Annotated in this window: 9 protein-coding genes; 3 read left to right on the top strand and 6 right to left on the bottom strand. The window is 62.7% G+C overall.

Annotated features, from left to right (window positions below; all coding sequences use genetic code 11):
- Positions 1 to 315: 315 nt before the first annotated feature.
- On the bottom strand, positions 316 to 789 hold the full coding sequence (gene rpsP / locus QWU43_RS02205; protein ID WP_370913902.1) for a 30S ribosomal protein S16: 474 nt from the start codon (positions 787 to 789) through the stop codon (positions 316 to 318).
- 329 nt (positions 790 to 1,118) lie between these two features.
- Here rpsP and QWU43_RS02200 point away from each other — a divergent pair, with 329 nt between their 5' ends.
- Positions 1,119 to 1,340: a hypothetical protein gene (locus QWU43_RS02200; RefSeq protein ID WP_370913901.1), complete on the top strand. Its 222-nt coding sequence runs from the start codon at positions 1,119 to 1,121 to the stop codon at positions 1,338 to 1,340.
- 19 nt (positions 1,341 to 1,359) lie between these two features.
- Here QWU43_RS02200 and ffh read toward each other — a convergent pair whose 3' ends face one another.
- The 4 genes from ffh to QWU43_RS02180 form a co-directional block, all read right to left on the bottom strand.
- Positions 1,360 to 3,024, bottom strand: coding sequence for a signal recognition particle protein (ffh, locus tag QWU43_RS02195; protein ID WP_370913900.1), 1,665 nt, complete (start codon positions 3,022 to 3,024; stop codon positions 1,360 to 1,362).
- Between the two features lie 103 nt (positions 3,025 to 3,127).
- On the bottom strand, positions 3,128 to 5,251 hold the full coding sequence (locus QWU43_RS02190) for a [protein-PII] uridylyltransferase (RefSeq protein ID WP_370917022.1): 2,124 nt from the start codon (positions 5,249 to 5,251) through the stop codon (positions 3,128 to 3,130).
- A gap of 18 nt (positions 5,252 to 5,269) precedes the next feature.
- A complete protein-coding gene (locus QWU43_RS02185) occupies positions 5,270 to 5,608 on the bottom strand; it encodes a P-II family nitrogen regulator (RefSeq protein ID WP_370913898.1) in 339 nt (112 codons plus the stop codon).
- Positions 5,609 to 5,708: 100 nt separating this feature from the next.
- A complete protein-coding gene (locus tag QWU43_RS02180) occupies positions 5,709 to 7,025 on the bottom strand; it encodes an ammonium transporter (protein ID WP_370917195.1) in 1,317 nt (438 codons plus the stop codon).
- A 337-nt stretch (positions 7,026 to 7,362) separates the two neighbouring features.
- On the opposite strand from QWU43_RS02180, the gene QWU43_RS02175 reads away from it, so the two are divergent.
- On the top strand, positions 7,363 to 9,306 hold the full coding sequence (locus tag QWU43_RS02175; RefSeq protein WP_370917021.1) for a hypothetical protein: 1,944 nt from the start codon (positions 7,363 to 7,365) through the stop codon (positions 9,304 to 9,306).
- 284 nt (positions 9,307 to 9,590) lie between these two features.
- Positions 9,591 to 11,615: a YncE family protein gene (locus QWU43_RS02170; RefSeq protein WP_198736198.1), complete on the top strand. Its 2,025-nt coding sequence runs from the start codon at positions 9,591 to 9,593 to the stop codon at positions 11,613 to 11,615.
- A 122-nt stretch (positions 11,616 to 11,737) separates the two neighbouring features.
- On the opposite strand, the gene ftsY is transcribed toward QWU43_RS02170, so the two are convergent.
- Positions 11,738 to 13,630 (bottom strand): signal recognition particle-docking protein FtsY, encoded by a 1,893-nt coding sequence (gene ftsY, locus QWU43_RS02165; RefSeq protein ID WP_370917020.1) that lies wholly within the window; start codon positions 13,628 to 13,630, stop codon positions 11,738 to 11,740.
- Positions 13,631 to 13,677: the final 47 nt, after the last annotated feature.

Raw genomic sequence — 13,677 nt, 5'->3', positions numbered from 1 at the left:
GTTGTCCTGACAGCCGGATGATCCGTTCGACGGCACGACGCCGAAGACAGCCGGACGCGTCTCTCGCGCAAACATCGAACCGCCGATGCCCTGAGAGAAGCAGAGTGTGCTCACCTCACCGATGGGAAAATCGCGGATGCCGTTCCCCCTCATATCGGAAGACCATCCCGATCCCGGTATCCAGTTCAATCAGAAATGCTGGGGATTACTCAACGGAGCTGAATACGAAAAAGCCCGTGGCGCACCGTATAGGGTGTACCACGGGCTTTGTGTCTACCCGCCCCGGAGAGAGTGAAGCGGACAACCACGGCAGATTTATTCTGCGGCCTTCTCTTCAGCCTCGTCCTCGGCCTTGACCTCGTCAGCGGCAGCCTTCTTGGCGGCCTCTTCCTTCTCAGCGCGGGACTTGCGCTTCTTCTCGGTAATGGCCTCAGCGCTCGGGCCTTCGTTCGCCTCGGCCAGAGCCTTGTTGAACAGGTCAAGCTTGCTGGGCTTCTCCTCAGCGACACGCAAGGTACCCTCGGCACCCGGCAGGCCCTTGAACTTCTGCCAGTCTCCGGTCACCTTGAGCAGGGCGAGAACCGGATCGGTCGGCTGTGCACCGACGGACAGCCAGTGCTGTGCGCGCTCGGAATCGATCTTGATGACGGACGGATCGGCCTTCGGCTCATAGATACCGATGTTCTCGATAACCTTGCCGGAGCGGCGGGTGCGGGCGTCGGCGACGACGATACGGTAGTGCGGGGTACGGATCTTACCGAGACGCTGAAGCTTGATCTTGACGGCCATGTGGGGCTCCTTCTTGTTGAACGGTCACTGGGCAGTACGGACACCCGCCGGATCGGCGAGCCGGTTCAGCCCTTGGATTTAACCTGCGCGTGACCACCGTTCGACCGGGGTCGGGGACGGTGTAACGCAGGAAAGTCAGTTGTCGGTTGCCATGCTCATTCCCAAATCTGCCCATTATGCACGGGTAGGGGGAGCAAACTGCGAACACCAAGATATGATGCTGCGACAACCTTTGACATGATACCAGTTACTGGAAGCTAGTGCCAACGCCGCTGCCCGTGTGCGTGCCTTTCCCGAAGTGGCACAGCACTCTGGCAGAGTTGAGCCACATGAACACAAGTGAACGTGTGGCTCGGGATCTGCTGCGGGTTCAGCGAGCCAGCATAGAAGAAGCCGAAGCCAGAGAACGTCTCCGGAACGCCGTCACCAGAGCATCTGCTTCGGGCGCAACCTGGGCGCAGATCGCCACCCACCTGGGGGTCACTGAGCGGGCAGCGAGACGCCGTTTCGGTTCTCCGCCCACGCCGGAAGGTCAGACCACCTTGTTCTGACCTTCATGGGGTTGACGCCCTATTTCTTCCCACCCTGGCCGAAATCCAGGTTGTCCAGGTCGATGTTCTCCATCCCCTTGGGCATCTTCGGCATACCAGGGAGTTTACCCAGCCCGCCGAGCCCGGGTAGCTTCCCACCGCCGCCCATCTGCTCCTGGAGTGCCTGCAGCTCCTCCATACTCGGCATGCCTGCGCCACCCATCCCGGGCATTCCCGGCATGCCACCGGGCATACCGCCCGGCATCTGCGGCTGCGAGGGTCCCTTCTTCGGGGGCTTGCGCTTGCCGTTCTTCTTCCTGCGGCCCTTGGGCTTCTTCTTCGTCGCCTTCCGACTCATCCCAGGCATACCGAACTGGCCAGCCATCTGCCCCATCATCTTCTTGGCCTCGAAAAATCGCTCGACCAACTGATTCACATCAGAAACGGTGACACCGGAACCAGCGGCGATACGCTTGCGTCGTGAGGCATTGAGAATCTTGGGATCGGCCCGCTCCGCCGGAGTCATACCCCGGATAATGGCCTGAATACGGTCGAGCTGCTTCTCATCGACCATGTCGGCCATCTCGTTCATCTGCTTGCCGCCGGGCAGCATCTTCAGCAGATTGCCGATTGGCCCCATGCGACGGATCATCAGCATTTGGTCGAGGAAGTCCTCCAGGGTAAGTTCCCCGGACCCGAGCTTCGCGGCCGTGGCCTCCGCCTTGGAGTGGTCGAGCATGGACTCGGCCTGCTCGATGAGGGTGAGCATGTCACCCATACCGAGGATTCGGCTCGCCATGCGCTCGGGGTGGAAGACATCGAAGTCCTCCAGCTTCTCACCCGTGGAGGCGAACATGATGGGCTTGCCGGTGACCTCACGGATGGAGAGCGCCGCACCGCCACGCGCATCACCGTCGAGCTTCGTGAGCACGACACCGGTGAAGTCCACCCCGTCACGGAACGCCTCCGCGGTCTGGACGGCATCCTGACCGATCATTGAGTCAATGACGAAGAGAACCTCATCCGGATCTACGGCGTCCCGGATGTTCCGTGCCTGGGTCATCAACGTGTCATCGATACCCAGACGTCCGGCGGTGTCCACGATCACGACGTCGTGCTGCTTCGCCCGTGCTTCCTCGATACCGCGGCGGGCAACATCGACGGGATCACCGTGGGAGGTGCCCATCTCATGATCGGAGGAATCCACGGCGGTCCCGGGATCCGGTGCGAAGCACGGCACCCCGGCCCGCTCGGCGACGATCTGAAGCTGTTGGACGGCACCCGGCCGCTGCAGGTCACAGGCGACGAGCATCGGGGTATGTCCCTGCTTGCCCAAATGATGGGCTAACTTACCAGCGAGCGTGGTCTTACCCGCGCCCTGAAGGCCCGCCAGCATGATAACGGTCGGCGGAGTCTTCGCCAGTCGGATACGACGGGTCTCCCCGCCGAGGATACCGACGAGTTCCTCGTTGACGATCTTGATGACCTGTTGCGCAGGATTAAGTGCCTCGGAAACCTCCGCACCCGCTGCACGCTCCTTGATGCGCTTGACGAAACCACGTACGACGGGCAGGGAGACGTCAGCCTCAAGCAGAGCCAGCCGGATCTCGCGCGCGGTAGCGGCGATGTCGGCTTCGCTCAGTTTGCCCTTGCCCCGCAAGCCCTTCAGGGCTCCGGTCAACCGGTCAGACAGAGACTCAAACACGTTCCACTCCCCTATTGGGCGGCTCGACAACACTGGTAATTCCACCATGGTATCCCACCGAGGCACAGCACCCTATCTGCAGGTGGCCGACACTCCCGCCACGCTAAGCAGCGTTGAGTACCCGATTGACATCCCGTTCGATACGCGCACGATCCGCAGTTCCGCCCCGCAACCGGAACCGGGCGACCATCGTGGCTCCGGGCGTAGCTGCCTCCATCCAGTCGATCTCGGGCAAAACGCTCATCACCGCTCCGATGACCCCAGGACGGTCGACAGTACGGACTTCCAGCGTACGGCCAGTCCAGGCCGTCGCTGTGGCCGCTGGACGGACCTCCGGAAGCGTAGAGAACACGCCTGACGCGTAGGCCTGGATAAACGCCCCCTCATCAATGTCCGCCGGGCGCTTCACAGCACGCGGTCGAACGTCGAACTCCGCCCGACAACTTCCGTCAGCGGGATCACTCACCATCCGTGATCCCTGAATGTTCCACCCCTTTGCCGCGATGAGGGCGAGGATACGGACGATTTCACGCTGATAGCCGCCCCGCCAGTGCACCCGGAGTTCTCCGTTCTCCCGGGGCATCAGTCCGAGGGGCGTGGGAGCTGTGACGAACGGGCGGGTGGCTACAATAGCGGTAAGCGCCCGCCTGGCTCCCTCAGCGAGACAGTTCACAGCTTGTGCCACGCGGGGCGTCCATACCCCTGGACCCGTCGAGAGGGCATCCGCACGAGTGAGCTGCTGCAGCAGGTCGAGGGTCAGGAGGTCGTAGCCGACGGCGTCGAGAAGCGCGCGGACCGTCTCCGGATCCGTCGGATCCCTGCGCAACGCGAACGCCATCAGCGTTGTGTGCTGTGCAACAAGGTTCTGGGCACAGCAGCGATCCCGAAATCCGAGCCCCATGCGCGCCGTCATCCGGGCGATGATCTCCGCCCCCACCTGAGAATGTGGTCGCCGCGTTCCTTTACCGATGTCATGGAGCAGTGCGGCGAGGAGCAGCAGGTCCGGGCGGGCCACCGTCACCGTGGTTTCCGCGCAGCTACGGACGGTGGCAATCAGATGGCGGTCAATGGTGTGCACGTGACTGCGTTCGCGGGGCATGAGTCCACGGATCCGGGACCATTCGGGCACCAGGGGTGTCCAGAGGCCATGCCTGTCCATCCCATCAATGATCGTCTCGGTGTGCTCCGGGGATGCCAGTAGCGCCACGAAATCGTCAGCCGCATGAGCCGGCCACGGGTCGGGAAGTGCGGGAACACGGGTCAATCGCTGCCAGACCGCGTCGGGTACCTGAAGCCCCGTCCGTGCGGCTGCTGCTGCAACTCTCAGCACGAGGCACGGGTCATCCATATCAGGATCACGGGACAGTGTGATGTATCCGCCCCCGTCAACGACGTCGACGTCGAGAGGACGCCGGGGGGTACGCCGGATACCGCCCGGCGTCGGGAGGATCGAACGTGCGGTAGCCAACGCCGAGGTCAGGGCGTCATCGGTCGCCCGAGCTGCGCGGGCAATCGCACGGGCGAGCTCGTAGCGGTCCGGATAGCCGAGTCGTAGGGCTATGTCGTGGGCGAACTCAGGGTCGAGAACATCCCGGGGACGGCGAGCCTCGTCATGCAGCAGGGTCCGGATGTCAAGCAGCAGGCCACGCTGTTCCGCAAGTGGTGGCGCGTCGCACAGATTCCCCAGAGCAAGTGCATTGATCAGTTCCCCGTCCCGAAGTCCACCTCGGCCATGTTTGAGATCGGGGTGGGTCATCGCGACGACGGACCCTGATCTGCGCCACCTCTCGATAGCTGTGTCGGTGATGTGGTTGAAACGTTTGGGTAGTGTGCGCCGCCACTGGTTCAGAACCCGGTGGCGGGCGTCGGCGAGGAGATCCTCATCCCCGGCGAGATGACACAAATCCAGTAACCCGAGCGCCGCGGTGGTGTCCTCGGCAACGATACTCACGCAGTCATCCGGAGTCCGTACCGAATGATCGAGCCGGATGTGGGCATCCCACACCGGATACCAAATCTCCGCAGCTTCAGGTGGCGGAGAGCCGGTGTGCAGGAGCATCAGGTCGATATCCGACTGTGGCGTAAGCTCTCCACGGGCCAAAGATCCGGTGGCCGCCAGGGCACAACCGGCTGGAACATCGATGTTTCCGATGATTCCCAGCGCCCGGGTGAACGCCTTTTCCCGGAGCTCCGGCGCGCTGGGTTGCACCGGACGTTCCACAGGCATGTCCTGCACCACTGCTTCCTAGATCGCGTCAGTTCCGCGTTCACCCGTACGGACGCGGATGATCTCATCGACCGGAGTGACCCAGACCTTTCCGTCACCGATTTTACCGGTCCGGGCAGCTTCAACGATGGCCGTGACGGCATCCTCGGTGCGGTCCTCGGTGGTGACGATCTCAATTCGGATCTTCGGTACGAAGTCAACGGCGTATTCCGCTCCACGGTAGACCTCAGTATGCCCCTTCTGCTGGCCGAAGCCCTGCGTCTCGGTCACGGTCATTCCGTGGACGCCGATCTGTTCGAGAGCGTTCTTGATGTCATTGAGTGTGAAGGGTTTGACAATGGCGGTGACGAGTTTCATCTGATTCTCCTGGGGAAATCGCTGTGGGAAGCGTTGCTGGAGGTCCGGGCGCTGGTTCTCCCGGACACTCTACCGCCCGTGGCAGGCGGGTAGGACAGACTCAGCGGACGTGTCCACCGGCCTGCTCATACGCGGATTCGCCATGGAGGGCGAAGTCGATGCCGTTATGCTCATCCTCCGGGTCGATACGCCAACCGATGGTGGCCTTGATAGCGACGGCGATGACTACCGTGACGAGCCCGGAGAGCACCATCGCAGCGAGCGCAACGAGGATCTGGATGATGAACAACTGGAATCCTGCCCATCCGCCTCCGGTAAACCAGCCGACATCGGTAGCGAGGAGACCGACACCAACCGTCCCCCAGAGACCTGCAACGAGGTGGACACCGACGACATCAAGTGAGTCATCGAACTTGAAGCGGTACTTGAGCCCGACCCCGAGTGCGGCCAGTCCGCCGCCCACGGCCCCCAGGATCAGTGAAGTCACCGGGGTGAGAGCACCAGCAGCCGGAGTGATGGCAACCAACCCGGCAACGACACCCGAAGCGGCTCCGAGGGAGGTCGCCCGACCATCCCGAATGCGCTCCACAATCAACCAGCCACCGATACCGGCCGCTGCAGCGGCCGTGGTGTTGAGCCAGGCCAGACCCGCTGTACCGTCTGCGGCAAAAGCGGATCCCGCGTTAAATCCGAACCAGCCGAACCACAGAAGGCCTGCACCCATCATCACCATGGGTAGGTTGTGAGGACGCTGCACACTCTTCAGGAAGGTGCGCCGGTGTCCGACGATGATCGCGAGTACCAGCGCTGCGGTACCTGCCGAAATGTGGACGACGGTGCCCCCCGCGAAGTCGATGGGGGCAATTCGGGCGATCTTCTCACCGTCGTCAATAACGGTTCCGAAGAGTCGGGCGGACAGGCTGCCGTCATGGTGACTGAGCAGGCCGCCACCCCACACCATGTGAGCGAGTGGGAAGTAGGCGAAGGTTGCCCACAACGCGGTGAAGATCAGCCACGGGGTGAACTTCACGCGATCAGCCAATGCACCGGAGATGAGGGCACAGGAGATTACGGCGAAGGTGAGCTGGAATCCGATATCAAGCACGTTCGCATATCCATTGGCGCCCTCAATGTAGCTTCCATCAGGGGTGACGATCGAATCCTTCAGACCGAAGTACTGGAACGGATTCGCGACGAAACCACCAAGCGACTGGGTTCCGTAGGACATCGACCACCCGATGAGGATGTACATGACGGTGACTACCGCGAGCGAACCGAAGGACATCATCATCATGTTGAGCACGGACTTCTGGCTTGACATGCCACCGTAAAACAGTGACAGGGCCGGGGTCATGAGCAAGACGAGAGACGCGGAGATAAGGATCCACGAGGCATTTCCTGATGCTGCCATTGTCATGTCTGGGGTCACGGGGGCCTCCTGGTCAGACGCGGGTCGGCATGGCGGTACCGACCCCTGCGTGTAGTCGATTGTGACGGCGGACATCCGCGGCACAACCCTAACTATAGCTCGACAGGTTTAGCTTTCTATAACTGGACAGGTTTTACCCCCGTCCGACCGGTCGGCCCCCGTGCGACACAGGAAACATGACATCGACAGGCCCAACCCCTCCCACAAAGGTTGCCGCACACTTGCAACAACACAGTGGTGGAATTACCTTGACTTAAGTTAGGTGAGGCTCTGTACATCACTTGCCTGCAGCATGTCCGTTCATTTCCTACCTCTGGAGTCCCCCTTGGCCCACACACTGAACCACACCACACTCGGACGTCGTGCCATCGCGGCGCTCGCAACCGCCGCGCTCCTCTCCACCGGCATCACCACAGTCACCGCGCCGCAGGTCATCGCGGCAGAAACCGACGCTTCCACGGCTGCGGTAACAATTAGGTATTCCTACACCTACCCCGCCGGAAACATCACCGCCGCCGTCTTCGAGGTCACCGCGACGAACCTCACCCCCGGTGCCACGCTGACAGCGCTGATCGACGGTGAACCCGTCGGGTTCCACGCGGGTGGCCTGAATATCGCACCCACCGCAACAGTCAACGAGGACGGTACCTACACCGGCCGCGTCGTCGGAATGGCGCCCGCTGTCGCAGGTGGCGTCCAGCACACGGTCACTCTCTCTGACGGCACGAACACGGTCAGCGCGGATGAACAGCTCGACCCACAGATCACCTTCGGTAGCACAGAAGCCCCCGAAGTGGAGAACACCGCCATCGGTACCACGGATCTCGCCATCCACATTCTCAACCTCAAGCCCGGTTCCGTCATCACCCGCGTCAGCGCCGGCGATCTCAACCTGCTCTCCGACGGTGTCACACACACCGTCGATGACAGCGGCAACCTCACGATCCCCGGGCTCTCCATCCCGAATGACCCCGCGCTGATCGGGCAGGAATTGTCCGTCACAGCCAGAGTCTCCGGGTCCGAGACGGAGACCACCTTCGATGACACCGCGACGATCTCCCCCGCTTCCCCACTGAAAAACACCGACGGATTCGCCGTCACCTCAAAGGAACTGGGCCCCGGCCTCTATCAGGTCGCCTACTCCGCCAAACAGAACGCACTGTTCGTCACCCGCTCCCAGTTCTTCGGATCAGAGAATCCCACCTCGATCTACAAGGTCAACGCCGACACCCTCGACATCGAGGCCACTTACACCCCAGTCACCGCCGACGGCACAACGGGAACGGATGCCGCCAAGGTCTTCGGACTCGCCATCGATGACGCTCGCGACATCCTCTGGGTGACCAACACCCTCAACGACTCCGTCAGCGCATACTCCGCCACTTCCGGTGAACTACTGAAGGAATTCCCCGCGGGATCCGTACCCCATCCGCGCGCCATCGCCGTTGACGAAGCCACCGGACGTGCATACGTCTCCACCCCAACCTCCTCCGAGGAATCTATCGCGGTATTCGATGGAAACACCCTCACTCAGATGGATTCCCTCGCGACCCCCGGATTCTCAGGAGCGATGGAACTGCGCTTCGACTCCGAGGCGCAGGTTATCTACACGGTCGGATTCAAGAACGGCAAGGCCGCCCGCATCTCGATCTCTGACGGCGCCACCACCGTCTACGATCTCCCCGGCGATGACACCCCCAGAGGCGGCGGAGTCGCCTTAGACACCAAACGCAACCACCTGTTCGTCGCCAACCAGAACCCCTCCACCGTCGATGTCATCGACCTTTCCGACGGTTCCGTCATCTCTACCATCGTCACCGGCGCAAACCCTCTCGACGCCATCTACGATCCCGCCAGCGACCGTGTCTTCGTAGTCAACCGCGGCAGCGGCACCGTCACTGTCATCAATGCAGAAACCTTGGAGATCACCGGAAATCTGGACGTCGGCTTCTATCCGAATGATCTCGCGACCAACGATAAGGGCACCATCTACGGGGTGAACAAGCCGACCAGCGGCAACTACGGCACTGCTGACTCCATCTTCAAGATCGAACCGATCACCGAAACCCCGATCCCCGGAAGCACCGGTAGTTCCACGCCAGCGGGCTCCATGGCCGGATCCGTCGCCGGATCCACCGCAGGATCGACAGTGGGCGTCATCGCGATCCTGGGAGCCCTTGCCGCAGTCCTCGGCAGCTTGTTCCATCTCATCACCTCAGCCACCCTCCCCACCGAGATCACCAACCTCATTCCCTGGCTGAAGAAGTAATCGCCACGCCCGACCGCTAGCACGAACCAGCACCGACGGGCGGGTGTACACATCCCATCACCTCCCTCCTCCAGCACCACCGGAGGAGGGAGGTTTCACCATGTCAGAAACACCCAGACCGAACACGGGAGGGACAAGAGAGAGCAGCCACGGTTGTCCCCAGTTCCGAGGCATTGCCAGACCGGGGGGAAGAACGCTACATTTCCCCTAACGTCTTTAGATAGGGATGCCTTCCCTAAATTAGACAGTCATTTATCCTTACCCCTCGAGCCTTGGAGTTATCTGTGTCCCTATCCACCCACCGTCTCATCGGCCGCCGCAGCATCGCGGCGATCACCACCGCCGCACTGCTCTCCGCAGGCATGGCGGTCGTAACCCCGAATGCACTGGCCCAGGAGGCGGAATCCACTCCCACCAGTGAAGCCGTCAACGAGTCACGTGCAGCCGCAGAAGAGAATCCGGCACCGGCGAACCTGGAAACCACAGCGGAGGCTGCCGTTTCTGTTTCCCGTACCTTTATCACCGCCCGGAACGGAATCGTCGCCAGTGTCTTCGAGGTCAAGGCGACCGGATTCGCCCCCGGTGCGACGCTGACCGCCGGGATCGACGACACCGAGGCCGGATTCCACGCGGGCGGTTCCACGGTGGTCTCAACCGCCACCGCAGATGAGAATGGTGAATATAAGGGCCGCGTTGTGGGCCCCGCAGACACGTTCTTCGGTGGAACCGAGCATACGGTGACCCTCACCGCTGGAGAAACGAAAGCTGCAGCCTCCGCGTACCTCGAACCGGCTGTTTCCTTCGGCAGTACAGACGCCCCTGATGTGGAAAACCTCTCCGTGGGGGCCACGGACCTCGCAGTCACGGTCCGCACCCTGAAGCCCGGCTCCACCATCACCGCCATCGGAGTCGACGGCGCCAACTGGCTTCCCGCAGGAACTACCTTCACCGTTCCGGAAAGCGGCACGATCACCGTTCCCGACCTGAGCATCCCCGCAGATGATTCACTCATCGGCAAGAAGATCGCGGTGACCGTCCGCGTCGCCGGGTCCGACGCTGACGTCACACTGGCCAAGACCGGGACCATCGCCCCCGGACTAGGACTGTTTGGTTCCGACCAGTACAACGTCTCCTCCCGCGAACTCGGCCCCGGCCTCTACCAGATGGCCTACTCCGCAAAGCAGCATGCCGTGTTCGTTACCCGCAACAACTTCGGCGACCAGACCTCCTCCATCTTCAAGGTCAATCCTGAAACCCTGGAGCCCGAGAAGGAATTCGCCACCGTCGATGCGCAGGGTATGAGCTCCCCCGCGGCAGGTGTGTTCGGCGTCGCAGTCGATGATGTGCGTGATCGCCTGTGGGTCACCAACACCCTCAATGACTCGGTCTCCGTGTACTCCACCGTCACAGGTGAACTACTCAAGGCATTCGATAAAGGCCTCGCCCCCCACCCGCGCGCCGTCGCCGTCGATGAGAGCACCGGCTACGCATACGTATCCATTCCCACCAGCGGTAAAGAAGAGATCGTCGTATTCGGCGGCGACTCACTGGACGTTCGCAGCCCGCTGCAGACTCCCGGATTCTCCGGTCACATGGAACTGCGCTTCGATGCCGCAACCAAATCCATCTACACCGTGAGCTTCAAGACGGGCAAGGCCGCCAAGATCAGCGTCGAAACCGGCCAGGCCGACATCGTCAACCTCCCGAACGCCGATGCCTATCGTGGTGGCGGCGTGGGCCTCGACACCAGGCGTGGTCATCTGTTCGTCGCCAGCCAGATCCCGTCCTCCGTCGATGTCTTCGACATCAACACCGGCGCACTGTTAAAGACCATCCGCACCGGCGCAGGCTCTCTGGACGCACTCTACGACGCGGTGACTGACCGCGTCTACGTGATCAACCGGGGCAGCCGGAGCGCGACCGTCATCAATGCCAAGACCTTTGAGGTCGTCGCCAACCTGGATGTTGGTTTTAATCCGAACCATCTGGCGACCGACGGCAAGGGCACCGTCTATGTCGTGAACAAGCCCGCCATCGGCAACGCAGCCGACAAGGACTCCATCGTCAAACTCACCCCGAAGAACCTCATCCACATCCCGCCGATGTCCGGTGGCGAGACCAGCTCCGGTAAATCGGACGGGTCAACGATCTTCTCGGGTTCCACGTCCACCGGTTCCACGTTCACGGGAATCTTCTCCTTCCTCGGCGTCATGGTGACCATCTTCGGCAGCTTGTTCCACTTCCTCACCTCCACGGTTCTTCCGCCGCAGATCGCCAAGTTGATCCCCGGTGGTTCCTCCGCCCGCTGATCAACCCCCACATCAACCGTGTGCTAGCGCGGTTTGAGTGCAAGACGCCCCGGGAAGCAGGTGCTTCCCGGGGCGTCTCTCTACCCCATCATTCAACTCTGTCCCGAGTTGCCCATGCGCTTCTAGCCGAGCAGGGCGTCGACGAAGCTCTCCGGCTCGAACGGCGCCAGATGGTCCGCGCCCTCACCGAGTCCGACGAGCTTGACCGGAACACCGAGTTCCTCCTGGACCTGGAACACGATGCCGCCCTTGGCGGTACCGTCCAGCTTCGTCAGCACCACACCGGTGATGTCGACGACGTCGCGGAAGATACGGGCCTGGGTGAGGCCATTTTGTCCGACGGTGGCGTCCAGCACGAGCAGGACCTCGTCGACGTGGGTCTTCTTCTCAACGACGCGCTTGACCTTGCCGAGCTGGTCCATCAGACCGGTGGAGGTGTGCAGGCGACCAGCGGTGTCGATGAGCACCACATCGACGCCCTCATCGACGCCGCGGGCGACGGCGTCGAAGGCCACGGACGCTGGGTCCGCGCCTTCCTTACCGCGCACCGTCTGCGCGCCAACCCGGCGACCCCAAGTCTCGAGCTGGTCGGCGGCGGCGGCACGGAAGGTATCGGCGGCGCCGAGCAGCACGTTGTGCCCCATCGACACGAGCACCCGGGCGAGCTTGCCGGTCGTGGTGGTCTTACCCGTGCCGTTGACGCCGACGACGAGAACGACGGCGGGCTTGCCGTCTGCCGGCATCGCACGGATCGAGCGGTCCAGTTCGGGCTTACAGGCCTCGATGAGGGTCTCGCGCAGCATGGCGCGGGCCTCCGCCTCGCTGGACACACCGCGCGCGGCGATCTTCTCGCGGAGCTGATCCACGACCCGCATCGTCGTCGGCGTGCCGAGGTCCGCCATGAGCAGCGTGTCCTCGATCTCCTCCCACGCGTCCTCGTCCAGGTCACCCGCAGAGAGGATGCCGAGCACGCCCTGGCCGATGACGCTCTGCGACCGGGCCAGCTTTCCCCGCAACTTGCCGAGCCTGCCCTCCGCGGGGGCGATCTCGTCGATGTTGCGCTGCGTGGCGGCATCCACCGATTCCGGCTGTGCGGGTTCTACGGGGGCGGGCGTCTCGACGAGCGCGGCCTCCGCAGCCTCGGCGGCGGCCTGCGCGGACTCGGCCGCTGCGGCGGCCTCGATCACGCGCGGATCGTCGTCGGTGGCTTCCTCGACGCTCTCCGGTCCCTCCGCGGTGTCGGCTTTGTCGTCCTCGGCGGCGAAGGTGTCGGCGTCGACCGCCTCGGTGTTGTCGGCGAGCTCCCGGAAGATCGGGGCAGCGGGTTCAGCGTCGGACGGCTCGTCGGTGGTGTCGGCCTTTTTCTCGATCGTCTCGTTCTGAGCCGGGGCCGGAATTGGGGTCACGGACTCACCGGAAGCCAACCGGTGGACCGGGGTCTCCCCGGCCTCAGAGGACTGTCCCGGGGCCTGGGGATCAACGACGGGTGCTGCGTCCGTCGGCGGTGCCGGGGTGCGCTGCGGTTCGGAGTGCTGCTGTGGTTCAGGTGCGGGCTCCGGCTCGGGTTCACGCACCGGCTGTGCTTCCGGGGATGGGGCGGGAATCGGCGTGACCTGCGGTGCTTGTTCCTCGGCTACCGGGTTCGACGGGGCCGGAGTCTGTTCGCGATCCCGATCCGGAAGGGACGCAGCAGCCTCAGCCTGTGACGTAGCAGGCTTCTCCGGCGTCGCGGCGCTACTGCGCTGCACCGGCTGCGGCTCCGCCTTCTTCTCCTTCACCGCAGGGGCGAAGTTGAAGCCGCCCTGCGCGGTATAGTTACCCGATTTCTCCGCCTGGGTGAGCTCCTTCGGCTCCTCGGCCTCCTCCTCACCGAAACTGATCGTCTTGGCCTTCTTGCGTTTCAGGCCCCAGACGATGAGAAGTATAAGGATGAGCAGCACCAGCACGACGCCGGCGATGATCTGGTAGGTCGGGTTCGTGGCGAACTGATCCATCACGTTCTGCAGGTTGTCCATGCGTACATGGTTTCACATCCGGGAGACGTGCGCTTGTGACGCTTCAC

The organism is Corynebacterium sp. CCM 9204 (genome assembly GCF_041357695.1).
Classification (GTDB): Bacteria; Actinomycetota; Actinomycetes; order Mycobacteriales; family Mycobacteriaceae; genus Corynebacterium.
Note: the sequence above shows the minus strand (reverse complement) of the source record. Positions and strands in the feature narration are given on the sequence as shown.